This window comes from Microbacterium sp. DT81.1, assembly GCF_049844955.1.
In the GTDB taxonomy this organism is placed as follows: Bacteria; Actinomycetota; Actinomycetes; order Actinomycetales; family Microbacteriaceae; genus Microbacterium.
On the sequence record NZ_JBNCMA010000009.1, the window covers coordinates 51,235 to 75,012 of the forward strand.

At 67.1% G+C, this 23,778-nt stretch carries 26 protein-coding genes; 12 read left to right on the plus strand and 14 right to left on the minus strand.

The window, feature by feature from the left end:
• The 5 genes from ACLQ2Q_RS20580 to ACLQ2Q_RS20600 all read right to left on the minus strand — a co-directional run bounded on the left by ACLQ2Q_RS20580 (window position 1) and on the right by ACLQ2Q_RS20600 (window position 4,271).
• On the minus strand, window positions 1-795 hold the full coding sequence (locus tag ACLQ2Q_RS20580; protein ID WP_425823423.1) for a hypothetical protein: 795 nt from the start codon (window positions 793-795) through the stop codon (window positions 1-3).
• A 6-nt stretch (window positions 796-801) separates the two neighbouring features.
• Entirely contained in the window at window positions 802-1,485 is a 684-nt protein-coding gene (locus ACLQ2Q_RS20585; RefSeq protein WP_425823425.1) for an SAF domain-containing protein, read from the minus strand.
• Window positions 1,486-1,488: 3 nt separating this feature from the next.
• On the minus strand, window positions 1,489-2,112 hold the full coding sequence (locus ACLQ2Q_RS20590) for a hypothetical protein (RefSeq protein WP_425823427.1): 624 nt from the start codon (window positions 2,110-2,112) through the stop codon (window positions 1,489-1,491).
• Window positions 2,112-2,777 (minus strand): ParA family protein, encoded by a 666-nt coding sequence (locus tag ACLQ2Q_RS20595; RefSeq protein ID WP_425823429.1) that lies wholly within the window; start codon window positions 2,775-2,777, stop codon window positions 2,112-2,114. The genes ACLQ2Q_RS20590 and ACLQ2Q_RS20595 overlap by 1 nt, the downstream gene beginning before the upstream one ends.
• Before the next feature lie 723 nt (window positions 2,778-3,500).
• The gene (locus ACLQ2Q_RS20600) at window positions 3,501-4,271 is read right to left on the minus strand and encodes a hypothetical protein (RefSeq protein ID WP_425823431.1); all 771 of its coding nucleotides are present in this window, start codon (window positions 4,269-4,271) and stop codon (window positions 3,501-3,503) included.
• A 296-nt stretch (window positions 4,272-4,567) separates the two neighbouring features.
• Between ACLQ2Q_RS20600 and ACLQ2Q_RS20605 the strand changes: the two genes are divergently transcribed.
• From ACLQ2Q_RS20605 to nrdH, 12 genes are all read left to right on the plus strand, one after another.
• Complete coding sequence (locus ACLQ2Q_RS20605; RefSeq protein WP_425823433.1) at window positions 4,568-4,798, plus strand: hypothetical protein; 231 nt, start codon at window positions 4,568-4,570, stop codon at window positions 4,796-4,798.
• Window positions 4,798-5,772 carry a conjugal transfer protein gene (locus ACLQ2Q_RS20610; RefSeq protein WP_425823435.1) on the plus strand — a complete coding sequence of 325 codons (975 nt, stop codon included), beginning with the start codon at window positions 4,798-4,800 and terminating at the stop codon, window positions 5,770-5,772. Before ACLQ2Q_RS20605 ends, ACLQ2Q_RS20610 begins: the two co-directional genes overlap by 1 nt.
• 27 nt (window positions 5,773-5,799) lie before the next feature.
• Complete coding sequence (locus ACLQ2Q_RS20615; protein WP_425823437.1) at window positions 5,800-6,072, plus strand: hypothetical protein; 273 nt, start codon at window positions 5,800-5,802, stop codon at window positions 6,070-6,072.
• A gap of 69 nt (window positions 6,073-6,141) precedes the next feature.
• Window positions 6,142-6,645, plus strand: coding sequence for a hypothetical protein (locus ACLQ2Q_RS20620; RefSeq protein ID WP_425823438.1), 504 nt, complete (start codon window positions 6,142-6,144; stop codon window positions 6,643-6,645).
• 12 nt (window positions 6,646-6,657) lie between these two features.
• A complete protein-coding gene (locus ACLQ2Q_RS20625) occupies window positions 6,658-9,174 on the plus strand; it encodes an ATP-binding protein (protein ID WP_425823439.1) in 2,517 nt (838 codons plus the stop codon).
• Window positions 9,171-11,162: a hypothetical protein gene (locus ACLQ2Q_RS20630; protein ID WP_425823441.1), complete on the plus strand. Its 1,992-nt coding sequence runs from the start codon at window positions 9,171-9,173 to the stop codon at window positions 11,160-11,162. Before ACLQ2Q_RS20625 ends, ACLQ2Q_RS20630 begins: the two co-directional genes overlap by 4 nt.
• Window positions 11,162-12,445 carry a M23 family metallopeptidase gene (locus ACLQ2Q_RS20635; protein WP_425823443.1) on the plus strand — a complete coding sequence of 428 codons (1,284 nt, stop codon included), beginning with the start codon at window positions 11,162-11,164 and terminating at the stop codon, window positions 12,443-12,445. The genes ACLQ2Q_RS20630 and ACLQ2Q_RS20635 overlap by 1 nt, the downstream gene beginning before the upstream one ends.
• A 100-nt stretch (window positions 12,446-12,545) precedes the next feature.
• A complete protein-coding gene (locus tag ACLQ2Q_RS20640; protein WP_425823445.1) occupies window positions 12,546-13,127 on the plus strand; it encodes a hypothetical protein in 582 nt (193 codons plus the stop codon).
• A gap of 671 nt (window positions 13,128-13,798) precedes the next feature.
• On the plus strand, window positions 13,799-15,907 hold the full coding sequence (locus tag ACLQ2Q_RS20645; protein ID WP_425823447.1) for an FtsK/SpoIIIE domain-containing protein: 2,109 nt from the start codon (window positions 13,799-13,801) through the stop codon (window positions 15,905-15,907).
• Window positions 15,908-15,918: 11 nt separating this feature from the next.
• Entirely contained in the window at window positions 15,919-16,110 is a 192-nt protein-coding gene (locus ACLQ2Q_RS20650) for a hypothetical protein (RefSeq protein ID WP_425823449.1), read from the plus strand.
• Window positions 16,107-16,388, plus strand: a complete 282-nt coding sequence (locus ACLQ2Q_RS20655; RefSeq protein WP_425823451.1) for a hypothetical protein — start codon at window positions 16,107-16,109, stop codon at window positions 16,386-16,388. The genes ACLQ2Q_RS20650 and ACLQ2Q_RS20655 overlap by 4 nt, the downstream gene beginning before the upstream one ends.
• A 42-nt stretch (window positions 16,389-16,430) precedes the next feature.
• Window positions 16,431-16,664, plus strand: a complete 234-nt coding sequence (nrdH, locus tag ACLQ2Q_RS20660) for a glutaredoxin-like protein NrdH (protein ID WP_425823453.1) — start codon at window positions 16,431-16,433, stop codon at window positions 16,662-16,664.
• Between the two features lie 54 nt (window positions 16,665-16,718).
• Here nrdH and ACLQ2Q_RS20665 read toward each other — a convergent pair whose 3' ends face one another.
• From ACLQ2Q_RS20665 to ACLQ2Q_RS20705, 9 genes are all read right to left on the minus strand, one after another.
• Window positions 16,719-16,937, minus strand: a complete 219-nt coding sequence (locus ACLQ2Q_RS20665) for a hypothetical protein (RefSeq protein WP_425823455.1) — start codon at window positions 16,935-16,937, stop codon at window positions 16,719-16,721.
• 7 nt (window positions 16,938-16,944) lie between these two features.
• Entirely contained in the window at window positions 16,945-17,169 is a 225-nt protein-coding gene (locus ACLQ2Q_RS20670) for a hypothetical protein (protein WP_425823457.1), read from the minus strand.
• Window positions 17,166-17,723 (minus strand): hypothetical protein, encoded by a 558-nt coding sequence (locus ACLQ2Q_RS20675; RefSeq protein ID WP_425823459.1) that lies wholly within the window; start codon window positions 17,721-17,723, stop codon window positions 17,166-17,168. Before ACLQ2Q_RS20675 ends, ACLQ2Q_RS20670 begins: the two co-directional genes overlap by 4 nt.
• A 360-nt stretch (window positions 17,724-18,083) precedes the next feature.
• Window positions 18,084-18,272, minus strand: coding sequence for a YHS domain-containing protein (locus ACLQ2Q_RS20680; RefSeq protein ID WP_425823461.1), 189 nt, complete (start codon window positions 18,270-18,272; stop codon window positions 18,084-18,086).
• Between the two features lie 63 nt (window positions 18,273-18,335).
• The gene (locus ACLQ2Q_RS20685) at window positions 18,336-20,840 is read right to left on the minus strand and encodes a heavy metal translocating P-type ATPase (RefSeq protein ID WP_425823463.1); all 2,505 of its coding nucleotides are present in this window, start codon (window positions 20,838-20,840) and stop codon (window positions 18,336-18,338) included.
• Between the two features lie 37 nt (window positions 20,841-20,877).
• Window positions 20,878-21,759 carry a WD40/YVTN/BNR-like repeat-containing protein gene (locus ACLQ2Q_RS20690; protein WP_425823465.1) on the minus strand — a complete coding sequence of 294 codons (882 nt, stop codon included), beginning with the start codon at window positions 21,757-21,759 and terminating at the stop codon, window positions 20,878-20,880.
• A gap of 56 nt (window positions 21,760-21,815) precedes the next feature.
• A complete protein-coding gene (locus ACLQ2Q_RS20695; RefSeq protein ID WP_425823467.1) occupies window positions 21,816-22,409 on the minus strand; it encodes a DUF305 domain-containing protein in 594 nt (197 codons plus the stop codon).
• Window positions 22,410-22,502: 93 nt separating this feature from the next.
• Entirely contained in the window at window positions 22,503-22,940 is a 438-nt protein-coding gene (locus tag ACLQ2Q_RS20700) for a DUF6153 family protein (RefSeq protein ID WP_425823469.1), read from the minus strand.
• Between the two features lie 31 nt (window positions 22,941-22,971).
• Window positions 22,972-23,778, minus strand: an 807-nt coding sequence (locus ACLQ2Q_RS20705; RefSeq protein WP_425823471.1) for a heavy metal translocating P-type ATPase, incomplete at its 5' end; no start/stop codon positions are given.

The window sequence follows — 23,778 nt, forward strand, 5'->3', positions numbered from 1 at the left end:
TCAGTCCTGTGCGGTCGGCGTGTAGCGGCGGCCGGCGAGATCGCTTTCAAGGGTGGTGATGATCTCTGTCAGTGCCTTGGAGTACGGCGAACGCTTCGCGGGTGCGGCGGCGCCGTGAGAGTAGTGGGCGGCGGTAGCGGGATCCCAGGGCAGGGCGCCGATGAACGGCATCCCCGTCTTCGCGGAGATCTCGGTGGCGCTGTACCCCTGGCCCCGGAGCGGGCTGGTGGTGATGGTCAGCCCCAGGTAGTCCTTATGGCCGGCGGCCTCAAGGGTGGTCCCGAACGAGCTCGAGGCTGCGTAGAGCGCGTGGATGTCAGGCAACGTGTTCCCGGTCACGACGAGGACCGCGTCGGCGGCCGCGATCAGCGGGTTGCGGGGATCTCCGGGAGCGAACCGGCCGGCGTCGACGATGATGTCGAGGTCCGGGGCCCCAGCGGTGCGGGGCAGCTGCTCGAGGGCGCGGAGCAAGTTCGCCCAGAACGAGCTCGTGGTGCCGCGTGCGCCGCCGAGATCGTTGAATCCCGGGATGACGTAGCGGCCCTCCCCCAGGCTGATCGTCTGGGCGAAGAGGATCTCGCCGTCGAGCCCGCCGCGCAGGTTGGCGATGGCGGCCTCAGTGAGGCTCTGGACGTGCTGATATTGGCCGCGAAGGTAGCCGGAGAGGATGTGGCTGGTCTTCGCGGTGTCGGCCTCGAGGAGGAGTGCCGGCCGCGGCCAGTTCAGCGTGAGGGCGGTAGCCAGGGTCGAGACCCCGGGAGCGCCCGACGTGCTGGTGAGGTAGACGATCGACATCCGGTGTTACTCCCCCGCGCTGTCGAGGATGATGGACACGCGCTGGGTGGCTGCGCGTGCGGCAATGGATGCCGCTTCTCGCTCGGGCACGACGACGTCGACGATCCACGTCTGGTTTGCCTCGTCGTACGTCGTGGTGAACACGGTGGCGTCGAATGTCTGGGGGTCACTTGTCGGCGGCTCCCCCTGGGCGACCGGGGTGTCCACGAGCCGCACCGCGTCACCGGCGACGAGGCGGTACGACGGCAGCTGGCTCGAGTTGAGGGCGATGCCGACGATCGAGGAGCCCTCGGGCACCGGCAGGGTGTCGAGCGTATTGCCGGAGGTCAGCAGCGACCCTGCGGGAAGGTCGACGCTGGCGACGCGGCCGACGATTTCGGCCGCGTCTGATGCCGGGATCGCGTCGACGTTCTGGCCGCCGGCTACCGTGATGGTGGTGAGGTCGTTCTGCGTGATCGCTTCGCCTCGCTGCACGTTGTCGCTGGTGGTGAGCACCGACACGGTGCGGGATGTGGTGGTGGTCACGTACCAGGTCATCAACGCGCCGATGAGGACGATGGTGATGCCCAGGGCGATCATCCATACGCGGCGGCGCGATTTGGTCGGCTGACCTACGGCTGCAGGCCGGGTCGCCGGCTTCTCGGCGTTCCGAGCGCGCTTGCTTGTCTTCTCAGGGGCGGTTGTGGTCATGGGTTAGCTCGTTTCGGTGGTGGGCAGGTAGGCCTCGTAGGCCACGGTGATGAGGAAGTTGCGGCTCGGAGCTCCGAGCTCTTCGGCGATGCGATCGAGGGTGTTGCGGTTGCTGTCGCTCATCCGCACCGTGTGCTTGATTCGCGCCTCACCAGAGGCTTTCGGGGTGGGACGTGAGGGGCGGTCGAACAAGGGAGTGCGCTCAGCCGCCGCATCGTCTGATGCGGTCGCTTGGCTGATGAGCTCGGGCAGGCGAGTGTAGGTCGCCTCGATGGCGTCGAGGAGAACGGTCTGGTGACTCCACGACTTGCGGGTCATGTACGCCTGCAGGCGCTCGTTGAGCTCCTCGGTCAGCTGGACCGGGACACCCTTAGATGCGGTCTCGCGCTCTCCCCCGCTGTCTGCGGCTGCGGCTGGTCGACGGGGCGCGCGCTGCTTTTTCGCCGGCTCGGCCGGCGCAGCATCACTGACGTCGTCAGCTGCTGCGGGAGTAGGTGCGGGTGCGGGTACTTCGGCCGGAGCCGCGGCGACCTGCGGGGTCTTCGAGGGGGCCGGCTGCGCCGCCGGGGTGTTCGGGGTTGTATCGGCATCGTTGCCGACCAGTGCTCCCAGGTCTTTGCGCGCCATCAGTTAGCTCCCTTCGCTGTGGCGGCGGGTGTGGCTTCCAATGCCTGCTGTAGCTCTCTGGCGACCGTCGTGAAATCAAAGATCGCGTTCTGCGTAGCGCGGGTGTCGTTGTACTGGGTGACGACCTTTCCGTCGAGCGGCCCGTCCGCGATGCTCTTGCTTGCTCGGACGTATCCGTTGAAGCGGGGCATCTTGAGTCCGTCGTCGATGAGCTTTTGCCAGTCCTCGAGTTGGCCGAAGACACGACGGTCGATCTTGTTGAGCAGCACCCGGTAGTCCAACCCCCGCGGCACGATGTGGTGCGCGACTGTGCGACGCAGAGCGGGCACGGCGAGGGGCTCCGGGTTCAGCGGAAGCACGACGAAATCGGTCACGTCGAGGACGGCCGAGAGGACGTCGGTGTTGTCGAGTGTTCCTGGGGTGTCGATCAGCACGTAGTCGTAATCGGCGTTGCGGATCCGTGACAGCTTTCCGGGCTCGACGTCGGCGGTGAAGTCGAAGGGAAGCTCCTCCCCCGCGTTCTCCGCCCACCAGGTGGTGGATTCCTGTGGGTCCACGTCGACGACAAGCACGCGACGTCCTCGCGTTAGGCAAGCAGCGACGTTCATGACGGTCGTCGTCTTACCGATGCCGCCCTTCTGGCCGGCGATCGCAATGACCTTCATCGGTTCCTCCCGTTCCTGATAAGCGCTGACGTGTCGCTGGTGGTGCTGCGCAGTGGCGCAGTTGCCTCGCTCGACTGTAGGCAGATGTGCTGACTCATGGCGTCAGTCTAGCGAGCACTCCCCGACATACCGCAACCATATGCGCGCAATACACGCGCTATATAAACGCACTAAAGGCGCCCGGGCACCGCTAGATGACCTGCAAAAACCCGCAAATATGCACGGATACGGGTGCAGCGTCAACGCAGGAGCGGCGCACATAATGCGATGCATAACCGCATACAAATCGCTATACGCTCGCTATATATACGCCATATACGCGGTTGTATTGCGCCGGTATGGCGTAAATAGAGCGCGGATCAGATCCGAATCAAGCGTGGTGCTTGCCCGAGTGCTGCGGGGGGCATGCGGGATGCGTGCGCCCGGTGCTGGGCGGAGATAATGCCGCCAGGTGCTGCGCCTGGTGGGGCCCCCCGCAGGCCTGGGGGAGTCTACGACTTGGATGGGTCGCCGAAGTGCAGAAGGCTCGAGCCCCGGGGGGGGGGTCACAGTCCCACCTGAGGGGGGGAGGAGAGCGACACCCCGGCGGCTTGGCCGCCCCGCGAGAGGGCGTCAGCGCCCGCCTGAGCCGGTTTTGAGGCCAGTCTGGGGAGTAAGAGCCGTGCGCGCACGCGACAAAGCCTCTAGGGGCCATCCAGAGGCTTTGTCCGTTCGGGGTCGAGCTCAGCTACGACGAGGGGCGTAAGAGACGCGCTCCTGGACGTCACCGCACACGGCGGTCATGAGCTTCGAGCGGATGCGATGCACCCGTCGGTTGAGGGTGTCGCGGCTGATGCCGAGCTCGGCAGCAGCGTGTTCGCGCTCCTCACCGGGGTTGCCCTCCGCGAGCTCGATTCGTGCGAGCAGCCGGACCTCGTCGGCAGTCAGTGTGCCGTTATCGATCGCCCAGGTGAACAGGGTGACGAGGTCGTGGAAAGGGTCGTCCGTGTCGGCGGCGGCGTCGGCGTTCACCAGGTGCTCCAAGGTCTCGTCGTCGACGGCGAGCTCGACGTCGGTCGACGCTCCGAAGCCTCGCTCGAGCAGCTTGATGCACTCGAGGCGGATATTGCCGGCGACCGAGCTTGTGCGGTGCATCGGGTAGGTGCGAATGATCTCCCACAGCGCTCCGATGGTGGTCGCGGTGGCGTCGGTGGGGGAGTTGCGCCAGGTGGCACGCATGCTCGTGCAGGTCCGTGCCAGGCGGAATGCGAGCGGCAGGAACGACTTGAGAATCACCTTCCCGGCGATCTGATCTCCCGCGTGCTCGAGCTCGATCAGCTGGTGCAGAACGTGGTCCCGTTCGTCCTGGGGCTGAGGCCGGCGGATGAGGTCGATCGCCTCGTCACCGGTCAGTTCCCCGAGTGCGCCGAAGCTGTGACGCAGGGTTGCGAGGGTGCTGTTCCACTCATTGAGTAGTGCCCGCTCGAGCGTGGTGGATGCGGATGAGACGTGCATGAAATGGCCCCTCGTCGCTACGTCGGATTGACGGCGGCCACGTTCCTCAGCACCCCAGGGTCAACGTCTGGATAAGCGGGAAGGGCCAGCGACCAGCGACCAGTCACGGTCGGCTCGCGGGGTGTTCGTGAGTCCGGAAAATGCCCGATCAGAGGGAAGAAAACGGACGCGCTATACGCGCGCAATATTCCTGCAAGAAATCTCGTCCGTCATTGTCCGCGAAGGACCGATCCAGCGGCCTATATGACGTAGAGCCCCCGATGTGGGGGAACCAAGGACGACGACGAGAAGGGAACGTGGCCGTGGCGGAAGACACTCTCAGCGACCCGACCTGGGACAGGTTCAAGCCCGACGCAGCGCGCGCTATCCGTGCGACCCAGGGATTCGAGGACGCAGTCGCGCGGACGCTGGATCGTCCGTTTGATACGGGCACTTATGGCGGTGTCGAAACCGCGATCGCCGAACTGCGAGCGGCAGCGCCGGCTGCGATGCGTGTGGCCGGCATGCAGGTCAGCGGGGGTGCCTGATGGGTCTCCGTAGGTCGAAGGAAGCTAAGCCGGCCAAGGCATCGAAGACGCAGGCGCAGGGGAGTGAGTGGACTGCCGGCCGTGCATTTGGGCAGAAGGCGATCACCGCCGGTCTGCTCGTCGCGGTGGCATGCGGGCCGCTCGCACTCGTGACTGCGGGTATCAAAGGGCAGGCCCGCCCAGCCGTCGCGCAGGTGACCGGTGAGCAGCCGCTGACTGCTCAGCAGCAGTCGGCGGGGGAGCACGGCGCCGCCTTCGTCGCGGCCTGGCTCAGCGCGACTCGTGACGACCAGGGCACCCTGGCGACCTACATCAACCCGGCCGCGATCGGTCAGCTGTCGGCGACCCCGTGGAAGTACCGCGACCTCGCTGTCGTGTCTGTTGCGAAGACCGACGAGTCCGACCTGATGAGCGTGGTCGTCGCGGCCAACGTCGAAGAGTTCGACATGGAGAGTGAAAGCGGTCTGACGTTCTGGCCGCGCCGCTACTTCGCGGTCACCGTTCGGGTCACCGACGCCGGCCTGAGCGTCGTTGGATTGCCGGCACCGGTCGCCGCACCGGCGAAGGAAGAGAGCGCCGTGCGCCTCGCTTACGGCCAGACAGTGCTGCAGACCTCGAGTGCACGGCAGACGGTCGAGGCGTTCCTGTCGGCCTACCTGGCCGGCTCCGGGGATGTCAGCCGGTACGTCTCCCCGGGATCGGAGATCTCCCCGATCACCCCCGCCCCGTACATGACGCTCACGGTCAGCGACGTCAAGAGCGACGTCGAGCCGTCAGACACCCCCCACACCGGATCGGTGGTGCACGTCCTCGCAACTGCGGAGGTCACAAGCGCCAGCGACCAACGGCTGACTACGACCTACGCCCTCACGCTCACGGCGCGGGACGGGCGTTGGGAGACGACATCCGTCGATATCGCCCCACTGGAAAGCGTCACCACCGGCGCTGCCCCTTCACCCACACCGTCTCGATAGCCGGGACAACCGAAAGGAATCACTGCAATGGCACTCTCCGAATACCTCAACCAGCTGTTCTCGACCTGGACCGGCGTCTTTCAGGCGTTCGCGTTGCTCGCCTCGATTGCCCTGGTCATCATCGTCGCGATCGTCAGCCGACTGGCTTGGGGCAAGCTCCTGGTCACGTCGCTGGTGGCCGGCTTTGTCATCTGGGCAGTCACGATGAATGGCCTCGGCTGGTTCTCGCAGACCATCAACCAGGAAACCAACGCTGCGTCAGCGATCACCGAGATCGTCGACTACGACCTGGCTGCCTGACCGATGGCCAAAGAGGAGATCGCCCGCTTCTACACGCGGTCGCGCCGATTCCCCAAGATGATCGGTCGGATGACCGATGGGTCTCGGATCCCGGGTGGGCCGTACACGCTCACCCAGGTCGGCTTCGGTGGCGTGGCTCTGATGGGACTGCTGTTGACGCGGACCATGTGGAGCACGGGCGCAACTCTCCTCGATCTGGCAATCACGGTCGGTGTCGCCTGGGGCGTGACCTGGCTCGTCGGGTTGATCCCGATGACGCGACGCAACCTCGTCCTCGCTTTCGTGGGCGCGGTCGCGGCGATGTTCAAGCCGCACGGGGGGAGGTATCAGGACCGCACCATCCGTCTCGCTCGACCGCATCAGGCGATCGGCGCGGCACAGGTGCCTGCCCCCGTGCGCGAAACAGAGCCCCCCATCGATGCCGCCGATGCTGCGATCGAGCAGCCCATCGTCCAGCCCGCCCGGCAGACCACGCCCCAGCCGTCGACTCCCGTCGTCTTGGCGAAGGCGCCCTCGCACACCGCCGTCAGCGCGGTCGAGCGTCTGCTGCTGCAGGCCAAGAACAACGACTAGGAGCACCCCCAAATGCGCATTCCCGCTGCCTACTTCGCCGGACACCTCATGTGGACCCGATCCGGCACCATCTGGGCCACCTGGCGCCTGCAGGGCCTCCCTCACGGCTATGGCACCGACGAGCTCCGCCAGCTGGTGCTCGGCCAGCACCAAGCCCTGTTCCAGTCCCTCCGGGGTGAGGCCCTCCTGATCGGCCTGTGTGCCACGAGCGACCCCGTCGACATCGTCGACAAGATGCTCGACGGCGTCGACATCCGCACGCAGCCGGAGTGGGCCGAGGAATGCGCGCTCACCCTCGACTCGCTCGAGGAGATCGCTCTGGGAGATCGCGTCTACTGGCTGGCCATCCCACTGTCCGCCGGCAGCTGGCGGACACGCTCGCGAGCCTCCTGGCGTGCAGGCCTCGAGCAGTTCCGCGAGCAGCTCGCCCTGCCGCGAATCACGCCGGCGCCCGTCGAGGTCGCTGCTGCGATGGCGGCTGCGCAAGAGATCGAGCACCGCATCCCCGTCGACTTCCACGCTCGTCCCGCCACGGTCGCAGAGCAGGTGTGGATGGCACTGCACTCCCAGCACCGCGGGCTCGACATTGACGGGCCTGTCCCCGAAGGCGACGACGTCGGTATCGCCGAAGTCCCCGCGACGCAGCTGCCCACGGCGATGCCCAACCCGTGGCTCGACGAGGGCGGCCAGTCCGACCTGTCCCCGGCGGAGCTCAAGCGCTTCATGCCGTTCAATCGCCGCTACCTCAAGGTGCAGAGCCCGCATTCCGAGGCACCCAGCTACCAAGTCATGCAGGCGGTCGTCGGCGGCCCCAAGGGCGGGTGGCTGATGCCCGGCGTGGAGTGGATCTCCCGCGTCGAGCATTACGAGCTCGACGTCGACTGGGCGATCCGGCTGACCGTGACCAGCGCCGACGCTGTCAAGCGCCGCAATAAGCGGGCCGAAGAGCAACTTCTCGACCAGGTCGATCAGCAGTCCGGAACGCTCGCGATCACTGGCAGCGGCTCGGATCTCGCCCAGGTCGCGGAGACCCTAGCGGCCTATCACGCCTCCCTCAACACCAGCGACAAGGAGGTCGAGGTTCAAGCGACAGTGATCTACGCGGTCGGTGGCCCCACGGCCGAGATCGCCCATGCCCGTGCGCGGTACATTGCGGCCGACTATAAAGCCTCCGACTTCCTCCTCGAAGCGCCCCTCGGCGGCCAGGAGGAATTGTGGTGGGCGATGCAGCCGGGCGTCCCGACGTCCCGGATCGTGCGCGATCTGTCGCAGATCACCACCGGCCGCGAGTTCGCTTCTGGACTGCCGATCGTCAGCAGTTCCCTCGGCGATGACCGGGGGCTGCGCCTGGGCGACAACATCACGACCGGACGGCACACCCCGATCCTGATCGACCTCCACGGCAACATCCGCGCCGACTCCTCCGGCAGCTTCGGGGTGGTCGCTGAGCTCGGCGCCGGCAAGAGCGTGCTCCTCGAGTCGATCGCCGGCGACGTTCTGGACCGCGGCGGTCGCATTGTCGCGTTGGACCGCACCGTCGCGCAGGAGTACGCGACCTTCGCCACATCACTCTCGGGCAAAAAGACCCGCGTCGTGGATCTCCTCGAGCCGCAGTACTCGCTCGACCCGCTCCGGGTGCTGGGACCGCGTAAGGGTGCCCGCATGGTGCAGTCGCTGTTCTCTCTAATGCTCGGCATCCAGACGATGGACATCCGCGGCGTGCAGCTGTCAGGGCTCCTCGAGGCCGACTACATGGAAGCCCACCAGATCACGAGTCTCGGCGCCCTGATGACGCACCTGGCGCAGCAAGGCGAGAAGAACGTGACCGCCACCGAACTGCTCGGCCTCATCCGTGTCGTGGCGAGCAAGGACTTCGGGGCGGTTCTGTTCGACCCCGAGATCCCGGCGCTGGATCTCTCGGCCGACGCGATCGTGTTCACCACCCGCGGGCTCAGCCTCCCCGACCGTTCCGAGGTCGAGAACGAGCACCTGTTCCGGCAGCTGCCGATCGAGAAGATCGTTGGCCGCGCCATGTACGCGATGCTCGCGCAGCTGACCCGCGAAGTGTGCTTCATGGACCGCTCGCAGTTCGCTCTGGCGATCTTCGACGAGGCCCACCACATCACCGCCTCCCGAGACGGTCAGGCCGAACTGCAGACGTTCTTCCGCGACGGCCGCAAGCATGCCGCCGCGGCAGCGGTCGGCTCACACGACCCGCACGACTTCGGCGACGAGGTCACCCGCGGCCTGATCCCCATCCGTTTCGTCATGCGCCAGAGAGACGAAACGCTCGCCAAGCGAGCCCTTGAGTGGCTCGGCCTGCCGGTCGTCCCCGAGCTCGTGCGCGAGGTCATGACAGACCTGAGCCCCATCGGCCCCGACCGGAAGGTTCCCCTCGAGCGCCGCGGCGAAGGCCTCATGCGCGACATCCGCGGCCGATACGGAAAGTTCCGCAAGACGCTTCCTGCCCGCCCCGACCGCCGCCAGGCGGTGCTGTCCACTCCCTCGTCTCCCGTGGAGATCTCATGATCACCTTCTACGCCGATGCGTTCCGGACGATGGGGGGTTGGATGTGGCGTGCCAGGGTCTGGGCACATGGGCATCCGATCCTCGCTCGAATCCTCGCCACGGTCTCGCTGATCGGCTATCTCACCTTCGTTCAGAGCCAGGCCGCTCACGCCGCGGTGAGCTTCCTCCCCGAGGGCGTCGACTACATCGACAGCCGCGGCAATGCTTTCTCCCAGTACGGGGTGATCGACATCAGCGCCGGCGACGTCTGGACCCCCGGCACGGTTGTCGTCAACTTCGGCGTGCAGCTGCTCTGGTCGATCCAGTACTTCTTCACCGGCGTCATTCTCTGGCTGTTCGACTTCCTGCTCAGCTTCGAGTGGGTCGCCTGGCTAGCCACCCCGTTCAATACCCTTGCGCTCTGGCTGCAGGAGCAGCTGGGCACGGTCACCTGGATCCCGTTTGCGTTGGTAATCAGCGCCCTCGTGGGCGGCATCGCCATCTACGTCGGCCGAGTCTCAGGCGGGCTCTGGGAAATGCTCGTGGCCGCGGTCTTGGCCGTCCTCGCAGTCGGCGCGCTCGCCAACCCGGTAGCCACCCTGACCGCCTCCGGCGGCGTGCTGGAAAACGCTCAGACCTTCGGAGGGCAGCTGGCTAACTCGATCGTCGTCGACCCCGACGCGCAGACCGGTGACGGCTCCATGTCGACTGCGGTGAACGCGACGCTGATGGACATCTTCGTGCGGATCCCGTACCAGGTGATCTCGTACGCCCAGGTACTCCCCGACACCTGCCAAGCCCCCTTTGACACGTTCATCCAGTCCGGCGAACCTCAGACCTCGCTACGGGACTGCGCGCCCGAGGCTGCCCAGTTCGCGCACGATAACCCGGGCGGCATGAACATCCTCAACGCGATCGTGGCCGGCGGTGGCGTCAGCGTCATGTTCGTCTTCGGGATGGTGATCGCCGGGCTGCTGATGGTCTCGGTGGTGTTCTTCCTGATCGCCGCGATCAAGTCGATGCTGCTGGTCTACCTCTGCATCCTCCCCGTCAACCGCGACCCGCTGTGGAAGGCCCTCTCGGACACGTACATGGGGGCGATCAGCCTCGCGGTGATGACCGTATGCCTGGCGCTCTATCTCAAACTCACGACCTGGATCATGGGGCAGACCGGATTCCTACCGCACCAGCTGCGGATGGTGTTCCTGATCATCTTCCTGATCATCGTGATCGTGCTGATCTGGCGGGCACGCCGGGCGACCCTCCGCGCCGGCCGCGGCGTCGCCGGGCACCTGAACAAGCTCGGCCTCGGGATGAAGCCCGGCCCGAAGGACTCCAACGCTCTCCTGAAAATGAGCGCAATCGCCAGCATGGCCAACACCGCCAAAGATCTGGTGCGGCGCCGTCCCTCGAGCCCACCCACGGCGGCAGCCCCACTGCCGCAGGCGGCCGCTGCGCCGGCCGCGGACCCGATCACGTTCACCCAGGTCCGCGACCCCGGCGCAGGCCCTCAGGGCGGCGCAGGAGGCGGCCGAGGCCGCTCCGGGCCGTCTGGTCCCTCGGTTGGTGCGGGGGGGACGGCGCGTAAGGCTCTCAGTGCGGCGTCTACCGCGACGTCCGTCGCGAAGGGGACGGCCACGATCGCCAAGGGCGCAGCCAGCGGGGGAGTCGCCGGCGGTGTGGCAGCTGGCGCGATCGTGGTCGGCAAGGCCGCGCTCAACAAGACCACCAACAAAGCCGCCTCGGCCGCAGCGGCCGCCACAGCCCGCCGCGTCATACCGACCCCGGTCGACGTGGGCGAGCTCAAGGTTGTCAGAGCGGCAGAGACCCCCGCAGCCAGCCGGATCGAGGTCGACTCTCGAGGCGTGGCCACCGCGCGCCGCAAGCCGTCGACGGGCGTGCAGGACATCTCCTCGCTTCCCCCGCGGCCCACGCAGCGCCCGTCGACTCGTGCGCTCGAGCGCCGCCGCCAGCTTGAGGCGTACCGGCCCCAGGAGCTCGCCCGCTGATGACTGACGTGGCCATGGACGAGGGGGAGGGCGGATCGTTCGGCAAGCGGCTGATCGCGATCGTCGCCATCCTCTCGCTCGTCGCTGTCATGGTCATCGGCGGGTTCTTCGCGCTGTTCATGGGCGTGATCGCGTCCGCGGCCGGCGCGGTCGGGGAGGACTCGTGCGTACCGCCCTCGTCGACGGGCTGGGGGAGCTCGTCAACGACGCCGGCCGCGTCGACGACGGCGGCACCTACCGACTCGATGGAGATCCCCTACGGCACCAGCGGAAGCACGGTGACGCTGGACGCGAAGCAGATCGCGATCGCTGTCCGCATCATCACCGTCGGCCGTGACCTGAGCGTCTCCGACAAGGGCCTCAAGATCGCGCTGATGACCGCGCTGCAGGAATCGCGGCTGCGCATGTACGCGAACTCCTCAGTGCCGGAATCGCTCGAGTATGACCACGACGCGGTCGGCAGCGATCACGACAGCGTCAACCCGTTCCAGCAGCGTGTGTCCGGGTGGGGCACCGTCGCGGAGCTCATGAACCTGGATTACTCGATCAAGGCGTTCTTCGGCGGACCCACCGGCCCCAACGGCGGCTCCCCACGCGGCCTGCTGGATGTGCCGGGGTGGGAGAGCATGCAGCCCGGCGTCGCGGCGCAGACGGTGCAGGTCAGCGCGTTCCCCGACGCCTACGACAAGTGGGAACCCGCCGCCGAGCAGCTGATCAGCGCTCTCGGCAACGGCATCGTCGGCGGCGGGTGCACCCCCGGGACCATCAGCGGAGAGATCCAGCTGCCGCTGCACTCCGACTACAACATGACCAGCGGCTACGGCCCCCGCGACATCGATGTACCGGGCGCCTCGACTTGGCACGCCGCCATCGACCTGCAGCGGTGGCCTGACCCCTGCGGCGACCCGGTCTACGCGATTCTCCCCGGCAAGGTCGTCCTCTCGAGCGCGCTGTGGCTATCGATCGAGCACGCTGACGGGTACGTGGTCTCCTACCTGCACATGTACAAGACCCAGCGCCTCGTCGACGTCGGCGACACCGTCGAGGCGGGTCAGCAGATCGGCGTCGTAGGCAACGTGCCTCCCTCCGGCGGGTGCCACCTGGATCTCCGGATCAACGTGGCCAACAACACCAACGCCGAGGTCGCCAAGCTCGTCCTCTCCCAGAACGACACCCGCCTGCCGCGGCCGGCGACCCTCCCTGAGCATCAGAATTTCGTCAACCCGGAGGACTTTTTCGCTTTGTGGGGCGTGGATCTCTGCCCCGTAGGCTCCTGCCAGTAGCACCCGGGAGCGCCGGGGAGCGTCTGGAAAACGGGGCGGGTAGGCTACGGAATGCCCGCCACCCACGGGTGAAACCCCTCCATTTTCTAGACGGTGATTCGTGACCGATCGAGACGATCCCGACGTCAACGATCCGGCAGAGTCCGGCCCCGCTGCCCGCACGACGGCGACCGGATATCGCTCCGTGTCGTACTTCCTGCCAGCAGCGCTGCACGCGCGCCTCAAGGCCGCATGGTGGGGCACCCGCGAACTCAGTGACGGCGCCCCCACACTCTCTGCTCTCGTCGAGCGGATCTTCCTCGAGTACGTCACCCGCGTCGAGCTCGAGCACAACGCCGGCGCCCCCTTCCCTCCGGCGCCGAAGGGTGCGCAGGGCCCACGCGGAACCGCGTCGGCCGATCATCGTCTCGTCGCCTACTACCTGCCCGCGGACCTGCACGTGCGCATCAAGGCCACCTGGTGGGCTCTTCGGGACGCCTCATCGCCCGCATTGTCCTCGGTCGTGGAGTCGCTGTTCACGGCCGCGGCCGTGGAGCTCGAGCAGGAGCACAACGGCGGCGCACCGTTCGCGCCGGCACCTGACTCGGCGAGAGGTGTGAGCCGGGCGGCCGCGCTCCGTCAGGGGGAGTGGATGCGTCGCGAGTGGGAGACCCGCCGCGGCGGCACCGCCACTCAGGACTGACTGGGCCGCGGCCTGCCTCGGCGATCAATCGAGCGCGGGGGAGTAGTCCCCGAGATCGGGGCGGTGATCGACCTGCAGCGAGATAGCGCAGAGGAGGCGCTGATGCTGCGGGGATGTTGCGGAGACTGGATATTACTTACAGCGGTGGGGGGACTGACCGCTCCGCTAGCTCCTTCGGGCGCTGCGCGGTCAGCCTACCACGGGTGTCAAGCGCGAGTATGGCGCGGATATTGCGTCGATATGCGCGTGGGGGGGTGTCCGGTGGCAACGCACATGTAGTTTTTGCCATCGATTCTGTGGTTTGGGGCGCTTGACGCGTCGTTCGTTCCGATGAAGCCCGGAATGACGGCGTTCGCACGTGCCTGGCACTCCGACGGACTACAGATTCGCTGTCGCTGCCACGCCAACCTGCCGGTCGAGGTGCGCCGACGAACCGCGAGATTCCGCGGACGTCCACCTCAAGATCAACGGCACGGACTACAGAATCAATGTCATCGGACAGGGGGCCTCCGCAGTACCGCTGCAATATCTCAGCAACACGGGCACCGGACCCATTATCGACGCCCGTCGACGGTGAGAGATTTGCGCGCTGACTGTCCGCGAAGGGCGGTTCGCGAGGCCTATATGACTCAGAGAGCCGCGAGAGCCGCGGCCTGGTCAGGAGGCATCCGATGGCGACCCGAGTAGCGCGCCCGCCGGCACGTTCAACGTCTGCGCCGGTCATCTCGCTCGGGGTGCTGCCCCGTCGACAGATCACAGGCATCATCCCGGCGCTGGTCGTGCTCGCGGCCGGCATCGTGCTGACCGGGGTGAATATGCAGGCCCACTTCACTGATGCGATCGCGTTGGTGTGGGTCGTGTCCGTGGTGATCGCGGTGGTGTCGATTGCGTCCGGGGTTCGGACCTACCAGAAGCAGAGCCGGCTCGATCCGGGGATCGAAGCGGTGCTCCCGGCGCTGGGTGCGCAACGGCCCACTCGGGATCTCGTTCGGGCATCGAAGTGGACCCGCGGCTGGGTGGGTGTGCCGCGGCGGGTGACGGTCAGGTACGCGCCGCGCGTCGACGATCGTGATCCTCGATTCGTCGACCAGATCGTCACGTCGTTCTCGCGTCGGCTCGGCGAGGAGTACCGGGTGCTCAAGCATGTGCCCCGCCGGTGCCGGATCGTGCTCGAGCTCGCCCCGCCGAGCGCGCCGGTCTCTCGTGAGTATCAGCGCGCCGAGCAGGTGGCGAAGATCCTGCTGGGGGAGAGTTCGACGGTCGACGTCACCGCGGATCCCGATAGCGGTGAAGTCCGGCGCATGAAGGTGAAGTACGACATGGGGCCGCGGCTGGCGATCCCGGCACGGCGGATGCAGATCGGGAAGCTGCTCTCGTCGATGCTGCCCGGTCGCTGGCGGGCGCACTGGGATCTCGAGGGCGATGAGGTCACCTTCGAGATCCGCCCGCCGATGCCGGACATGGTTCTGCACGAGCCGGCCCCGTCGACGAAGCAGCTGACGCACGCCGAGTACAAGTCCTTCATGATCCCGATCGGCATTGACGAGGACGGCAAGGTGCAGTCGTGGCAGCCATCGGTCTCGCCACACATGCTCGTCATCGGCGGCACCGGATCCGGCAAGACGTCGTTCCAGCACACCGTTCTCACTCACCTGGCGCAGGCGCGCTGGCGGGTGTGGGTGCTCGACGGGAAGCGTATCGAGTTCGCCGGGTTCCGCGCCTGGCCCAACGTCGAGCTCGTCGCGGCCCGGGTCGAGCACCAGGTGCGGATGCTGCATGCCGCCCATGAGCTCATGGAGCAGCGGTACACCCAACTCGAGCAGGGCACCGCTCGCCTCGAGGACTTCGAGCCGCTCGCGCTGATCATCGACGAATACGCCACGTTCAAGGCGCGCGTGCAGCGCTGGTACAAGACGGTCAAGCCGAAGGGTGGCCCCACTCAGGCTCCGGTGCTCGAGCTCCTCTCGGATCTGGCCCGCCTCGCACGTAGCGCGAAGATCCACATGCTCCTGGGCATCCAGCGCCCCGACGTCGAGTTTCTCGGCGGTGAAATGCGAGATAACTTCGGAGCCCGTCTTTCCCTCGGCCGGCTCTCTCCGCAGGGCGCCATGATGATGTGGGATTCCCCTGCGATCGGTGTGGCGCTGCCTCGCAACAAGCGCGGCCGCGGCGTCACCCTTAGCGCCGACTCGCTGCCGGTTGAGGTTCAGACCCACTACACGCCCGATCCGGCCAAGCTCGACAAGACGGACGAGGCGGAGTGGGAGCAGCTGCGCACCCTCACCCCGATCGAAACGGACCATCCGCGTAAGACGATCGTCGAGCCCTCGCCTGATTACTCCGAAGATGAGGAGCTCCCGCCGACCTACAACGAGTGGGCCACGGCGCGAATCACGGTGTTCGACGGTGAAGAGCCGCCCGTGGTGGAGAGCGCCCCGCAACTCCCGAGCAATGTGGTCGCGCTCGGCGCCCGGAAAGCCACCGTCAAGTTCCAGCCCGACGACGTCGACGTGGACGCCGGCGAGGACCGGAGCGCCGATGACGGCCTCGACGGCTACGGGGAGATCGTCGAGGGAACACCCGCTGATCTTTCTGTCGGAGATCTCCTGCTGTCGGATTCGAGCCTGGGCGTCTGGGTGGTCGTGGAATCCGTGGAGCCGGACATCGTCGAGGACGACGAGCTCGTGATCGAGTACCGCGAGCTCGAGTCCGGCGACGAGGGACTGCTGACCATGCCCGACACCGAAGTACTCACCTACCGACGCCCCGAAGCGGCGTGAGAGGAGCCATCATGCAGACCACGACAGACCGCCTCGAGCTCGCACGAGGCCAGGCGTTCGACTACGCGATCGAGCAGGGTGGCCCGCCCTCGCGAGCCGAGGACTTCGCCGGCGAGTACGTGTGCGTGCTCGAGGACCGTGCCACCGAGCTCCGCTACCCCGACCTGCCCGCGCCCACCCCTGAGGAGGTTTGGTTCTCATGACGCAGTCCGTCGCCGAGAACGAAGACGACCTCCTGACCCTGATGTTCATGCTGTGCGGCGGGATGGCCACGGGCATGTTCTCGTTCGGGGTGCTGCTCATCCCGGTGCGCAACTGGATGGTGCAGTACCACCTGCTCGCGGCGGGGGATGAGGTGGTGATCCCGTTCGTCGACGGCATCGGTTTCGGCTGGCCACAGATCATCGTGGTCGCCGGGCTGATCCTCGTCCTGGTCGCGCTCATCGTGGCATCGCGCCGCCGCGCGCGCGACCGTGTCTGACCCTGACCAGAAACTACGAACCAAGAGAGGAGGATGAGACACATGGCAATCACGGTGTACACGAAGCCGTCCTGCGTGCAGTGCACGGCGACCTACCGCGCGCTGGACTCGAAGGGCATCGAATACGACGTGCTCGACCTGTCGGCAGACCCGGCTGCGCTCGAGCAGGTGAAAGCGCTCGGCTACCTGCAGGCGCCGGTCGTGATCACGGATGAGGATCACTGGGCGGGCTTCCGTCCCGACAAGATCGACGAGCTCGCCACCCGGCTGGCGTGACCGCACACGACTGAGGGGCGTCCCAGTGGGGCGCCCCTCAGTCGTGCGTTCGGGCTACGGTCGGCGGGTGGCATAGAGCCGAAGCACCGCATCGCGCAGATGTGGGTTCCGCTCGAGGGACCGATGCAGAGCAACGGCGTCCGCGGCTTCCGGTTCCGGTCCCGATCGGACGACGCCGACCGCGATCGCCCAGCGCGCGAGCTCCTCGAGCTCGACGTCGACGACGGCCGTCGCGATCGCCGCCTGCGTCCATGTGACCTCGTAGGCCGGCATCGTCGGCTCAGCTATCGCGGAAGAAATCGACCACGCTGACGATGACCAGCCAGAGCAGCACGACCGCGAAGGCGGTCAGGAGGATCTTCCCCATGTGCGGGGCGAGGACGATCCCGAGCCAGCTGGCGCCGGCGACCAAGACGAGAGCGACCAAACCGCTGATCATCCGGCGCAGACGGGTGAGGAGATCGTCGGAGATCCCCGCGCGCTCACGCGGTGCTGCGACGCTCACCGGTCGCCCACGTCCTGCGGGTTGCGCGCGGCCTCGACCGCGAGCGATGTGCGGAAACCGACCTCTCGCGTCCACTCGTCCACCGCGCGGCTGAGGCCGACGTACTCGACGACCCCGGGGATCTCGGCGGAGACGTCGCGTGGGTGGAAGTGCAGCCGCGCCTCGATGCTCTGCCCGAGGCGGCGCAGGTGGTTCCGCGCGGGGGAGTCGTCCCACTCGTTGTGGTGGCAGGAGACCTCCTCCATGTAGAGCCGGCTGCGCTCGATCTGCAGGATCTGCTCGACGTCCACGCGATCGCCCATGAGCTCGGCGACCGGCCGCCACTCGTACCGGGGTGCGATGACGCTGCAGCCGTTCGCGAAGCTCACGCTGGCGTAGTTCTCACCCCACAGCTGCTGACCGATGCGATCGGCGCCGGCGAGGACAGCTTCGGGCGACTGCCCGGGGGTGATGATCGGCAGCCGTGCGGGCGACTGGGTGATGTCGGTGCTGCTGATGAGCGCCGCGGTGACCAGAAGGTCGACGGTGTCTCGAGGGACGGGGAGTGCACGCATGGCAAAACCTCCATAAAGTTGTGTATCTGACATGCACAACAGTATGTCGATGGCCAGCCCGCTGTCAAGAGGTCCGGTGTAGGTCTTTTTTGGAGTTGTCCATTTCGCAGGACACTTGTCCACGCGCTGTCCAAATGGACATTTCGGCGGCCGGCGGACGTCTTGGACGGCCGTCCGGGCGGGTCTGGTCGCCAGCGCATGCTGATGCGTTTGACGCACCCAAATGCGAATTCACACCGGGCAGGTGCTACGGGAACTGAGGGGGGCCGAGAGAGGCGGTGCAGCTCTACTCGGGGCGTGCCGAGCCAGCGTCGCGGTGACCGACCCGCTTGCGGACGGGCGACACAGGCGGTGGGGGGATCACTGTGCCGCGTGGGGGTGACCGTAGCGGTGGAGGTCGGCGTCGAATGCGGCGGCGCAGCCGGGTGAGCAGAAGTAGAAGGTGGTTCCGTCGTGCTCGCGGGTGGTGACGGCTGTCTGGGGATCGATCTGCATGCCGCAGACCGGGTCGGTCACCAGTGCCGCGCTTTGGGTGGCGTTTTCTGACATGGGCGTTCTCATTTTTGTTCGAGGTCACGGCCGTGCTGGCCACGAGCTTGGGCTAGGCGTACGTCACGCTCGGTCGCCGCTGGGCACGGGAGACGGAGCGGAATGTTTTTCCGTCGGGGCGGCCGGGGCGGGGAGGCGGAGTCGCTTCAGCATGAGTGCGTTGACGGCGACGATGACGCTGGAGCCGGACATGGTGATTGCGGCGATCTCGGGTGTGAGCATGATGCCCAGCGACGGGTAGAACACGCCTGCGGCGATGGGTAGTGCGACGGCGTTGTAGCCGATGGCCCATCCGAGGTTCTGGCGCATTTTGCGGACGGTGCCTTTGCCGATGCGTAGCGCGGTTGCCACGTCGAGCGGGTCGGAGCGCATCAGTACGACGTCGGCGGTTTCGATGGCGACGTCGGTGCCGGCTCCGATCGCGATGCCGAGGTCGGCTTGTGCGAGGGCGGGGGCGTCGTTGACGCCGTCGCCGACCATGGCGACCTTCTTGCCTGAGCGTTGCAGTTCGGCGATCTTGGCGGACTTGTCCTCGGGGAGCACTTCGGCGATGACGGTGTCGATTCCTAGCAGCGCGGCGATGCGTTTGGCTGTGGGTGCGTTGTCGCCGGTGAGCATCACCACCTCGATGCCGGATTCGTGCAGTGCGGTGATCGCCGCTGCGGCGGTCTCGCGTGGCGCGTCGGCGAGGGCGATCACGCCGGCGGCTTTGCCGTCGACGGCGAATGCGATGGCGGTGCGTCCGGTGGCGGCGAGTTCGTTTTGGGCGGCGGCGATGGAGCTGATGTCGATTCCTTCGTCGGCCATCAGTCGGGCGTTGCCCATCACCACTCTGTGGCCGTCGACTGTTGCGACGGCGCCGAGGCCGGTGACGTTGCGGAATGAGCTGGCGGTGCGGCGGGGAATGTTGCGGGCGTCGGCGTAGGCGACGACGGCTTTGGCGAGGGGGTGCTCGGACTCGCGCTCCGCAGCGGCGGCAAGGGAGAGCAGTTCGATGTCGTTCATCCCGATGGGGATGTAGTCGGTCACTTCGGGTTCGCCCTTGGTGAGGGTGCCGGTCTTGTCCAGCACGACAGTGTCGATGTGCGCCGCCGATTCGAGCGCGCCGGCGTTCTTGAACAGCACGCCGCGTTTGGCGCCGAGACCGGTGCCGACCATGATGGCGGTCGGGGTTGCCAGGCCCAGAGCGTCGGGGCAGGTGATCACCACGACGGTGATGGCGAACAGGATCGCGGTGGGCACCGGGGCGCCGATCAGCCACCAGACTAGGAATGTGACCGTGCCGCCGATCAGGGCGACCAGCACCAGCCAGAACGCGGCCCGATCGGCGAGGCGTTGCCCTGGGGCTTTGGAGTTCTGCGCTTCCTGGACAAGGGCGACAATCTGAGCGAGGGCGGTGTCGGCGCCGACCTTGGTGGCTCGGATGCGAAGGGTTCCGGTGGTGTTGACGGTGGCGCCGATCACCTCCGAGCCCGGCGTCTTGACAACGGGCAGGCTCTCTCCGGTCACCATGGATTCGTCGATCTCGGAGTCGCCCTCTTCGACGGTGCCGTCGGTCGGGATCTTCGCGCCGGGTCGCACCAGCATGAGGTCCCCGGGGACGACCTCGGCGGTGGGAACTTCGACCTCTTCGCCGTCGCGGAGCACGACCGCTCGGGGCGGGGCGAGCTCGAGGAGGGTGCGGATGGCGTCGTTCGCCCCTCCACGGGCGCGCATCTCCACCCAGTGGCCGAGCAGGACGAAGCTTGCCAGCACAGTGGCAGCCTCGTAGAACACCTCCCCGCCGCCGGTGAGGGTGACCACGACGCTGTAGAGCCAGCCGGTGCCGACACCGACGGCGACCAGCACCATCATGTCCAGGGTGCGAGCCCGAAGGGCACGCCAGGCGCCGTCGAAGAAGATCCAGGCGGAGTAGAAGATCACCGGTAGGGACAGGATCAGCGAGAACACGTCATCGCGGAGCCCGAACGGTGCGGGAACGGTGAAACCGAGCACTTCGCGGCCGATCGGTGACCACAGGATGATCGGCACCGACAAGACAGCGGCGACGATGAACCGGTTGCGCATATCGCGGATCATCGCCGCCATCGACATCCCCGCATGGCTCCCGCCGTGCCCCATCGCATCCTGGCTCGTACGAGCAGCCATCCCCTCCCCATGCCCACTGTGGGCATCGTGCCCCGAAGGCTCAGCAGGGGCCACCGCATGATCGTGCATCGGCGTGCCCGCGTCGGCGCCGTGACCCGGGTGCGCATCTGCGGAAGGTCGGGTGCGCGCCACCGTCACGCCTGCGTCGTGTGCATGGTCGGGGTCGTGAGCGGGATCGCAGATGTGCTCGGGGACGGACTGCCCGGCGCAGTGGTAGCCGCAGTCGATGATCCACTGCCGCAGCTGTGCTTGTGAGGTGAGCTGTGGGTCGTAGGAGACGTTTGCGGTCTGGGAAACCGGGTTCGCCTCGACATCCGTTACCCCGGGCTGGCGGAGAAGCGTCGATTCGACGATCGACTTCGAGGATGCCCAGGAGACTCCCTCGACTTCCAGGACGACGGTGCGCGTAGTTCCGTTCATTTCTGTTCTCCTGCTCCGTGAAGCCGATGCGGCGTGCTCATGAGGTGGGCTCGGTTCTGATGACGACTCGCCAGGTGTTCCCTGCGTCGGATGTGGTGCGGACTCCGCCCTCGTCGGCGATCGCGACGATCCCCTCCCAGCTCACGGCGATCGCGGACGCGGTGCCGGTGGCGTGCCCGGCGGTCTCCCAGACGGCACCCGGCGTTGTTGCCCCGGTCCAGATGGTGCCGTCGGTGTCGACGCCGATGATCCCTTCCTCCACCGTCGGATCGGCCGTGATGACCAGCAGGGCGGGGGCGTTCGGCACCGGCGAGAAGGTGGTGCCGCCGTCTCGGCTGACCATCAGCCCGTCCGGCGTGGTGGCGGTGACGATGTCGGCCCGGGCTGTGTCGATGCTGATGTCACGGGCGGTCAGCGGGGCAAGATCCGCCCAGGTCTGCCCGGCATCGGTACTCTCCGCCAGGACGGGCCGGTCCGAGGGGAGCCCGAGGAGGATCTCGGGTGCGGCGGGGGTGGCGGCGAGCATGTGGAAGTCGGTGACGCCTGCCAACGACACCTGCTCCCAGCCGGCGTCGCTGTAGCGGACCAGGCCCACGTTGGGGGGTGTGAACGTGTGGTCCTGGTTGGCCGGGTCAGGGTGGCCGGACGCGAGGATCGTATCGCCCTGGACGGTGAGACCCATCGCATCGAATGTGGTCTTACCGACGAGGGAGACCTCATCGGTGGTGAGGTCGACCAGATAGACACCGGTGTGCGCGCCGACCAGCAGCGCCCCGTCCAGATCGAACGCGACATCGTGGACATGCGGAATGAGGGCGGGTGAGGTTTTACTGCCGGGGGCAGCGGTGCAGCCGGTGGCGGAGAGGATCAGTGCCCCGGCGAGGGTGACAGCGACGAGGGTGCGGGTATGAGGGCTCATAATGGCGTTCTCCGGAGACAGCGGGCCGGCCGTCGGGTGCGGCCGGCCCCTGTCGGTCAGAGGGTCGCGAGGATGTCCTCCATGGTGGCGATCTCGGTTGTCTGGGAGGCGATGATGTTCTCTGCAAGGGCGATCACGTCGGGGTTCTGCCCGTTATCGACCTCGTCTTGGGCCATCTCGATCGCACCCTCGTGGTGGACAATCATCTGCTCCAGGAACAGGCGAGAGGCCTCGGCACCGGTGGCATCCTCGAGGGCTTGCATGTCGGTGTCGGACATCATCCCCCCGTGGTCCATGCCGTCCATGTCCCCCATCGGGGTGCCCCACTCGTCGAGCCAGGACTCCATCAGCTCAATCTCGGGGCCCTGGGCTGCCTTGATCTGCTCGGCAAGAGTGAGGACGCGTTCGTCGATGCCGTCCTTGGCGAGGATCATGTCAGCCATCTCGACCGCTTGCTCGTGGTGCGGGATCATCATCATCGTGAACTGCATGTCGGCGTTGTTCACGTCGGCGGCCGGGGATGCGGATGCCGATGAGCCCGTTCCGGGCATGTTGTCCATCCCGCCACTGCTGGTGGTGCTGGCGCAGCCAGCGAGGGCGAGCAGGGCGGTCAGGGTGATCGCGGCGGTTGCCGCGGCACGGTTCTTCATTAGATTCTCCTCAGTCGTATATGAGCGCACGAGCCAGTGCCCGGGCGCGCGAATGCTGTGCCCACCCGCAAACGGGTCGGCTAACAGCACTCCTCAGGTGCGACTGATGCAGAGAACCAGAAGGGAAGGTGGTCGAGGAAGGACAGCGGCACGGGCGATCAGGGCCGGGCCCGCGCGCAGCGCGGCCCCCCAGGTGACGCCCACGCGCGGGAGGAAGAGCAGCAGCGAGACGATCAGGAGCGCGAGGACGCAGGCCATCGCCAGCATGCTGGCGTGCCCGCCACAGTCCGCGCAGTCCCCGTCGGTCGCCGGCTGGGTGGTGCCGTGGTCGGTGACGCCCACGCTGGCGGTGCCGTGCTCGTGCATCGCGGCCGCGGTTGACGGTGCGGCGGTCTCGGTGTGACTGTTCAGGGAGTGCATCGCGAGCAGCCCGACGATGATCGCGACAGTGACAGCGATGAGCAGCAGGACCGAGCGACCCAGCCCGCGCGGGCCGGGACGCAGACGCTGCGCCAGAGCGATCATCGACATGTCACCTCCCTCGTGTCCAGGGTAGACCGGCTCAGGCCGGCTGCACCGTCCGGTCGGCCCGCGCGGGCGCCGCAACAGCGGGTGCGGGGTGGGGGCGGAAGCTGCGCAGGCGGAGACTGTTGGTGACCACGAACACCGAGGAGAGCGCCATCGCGGCCGCGGCGACCAGGGGGTTGAGCAGGCCGAGCATCGCGATCGGGATCGCGGCGATGTTATACGCGAATGCCCAGAACAGGTTGCCCTTGATGGTGCCCAGGGTGCGGCGGGACAGCCGGATCGCGTCGACCACGACGAGCAGGTCTCCGGAGGCGATCGTGACATCGGAGGCGGCGATCGCCGCGTCCGTGCCGCCGCCCATGGCGACACCGAGGTCCGCTGCGGCCAGGGCTGCGGCGTCGTTGACGCCGTCGCCGACCATGGCGACGACCCGGCCGGCGGCTTGCAGCTGACGGATCACCTCGAGCTTCCCGGCCGGGGTGACCCCGGCGCGGACCTCATCGATGCCGACCTGGTTGGCGATGTGCTGCGCGGCGCCGGCGTTGTCGCCGGTGAGCAGCACCGGCGAGAGACCGAGGGTGCGGAATCGTGTGATTGCTTCGGCGCTGGTCGGCTTGACGGTGTCCGCGACGGCGATGGTGCCGAGGAACTCGCCGTCGCGGGCGACCGCGATCACGGTGGCGCCGGCTGCTTCGAGGGTCTCTGCCTCTGTGCGGTGGGTGATCGGCGGATGCACGCTCCACTGATCCTCAACCCACAGCGGCCGTCCGGCGACCACGAGCGCGCCGTCGACGACGGCCTGCACACCGAACCCGGCATGGGACAGGAAAGACTCGGCCTG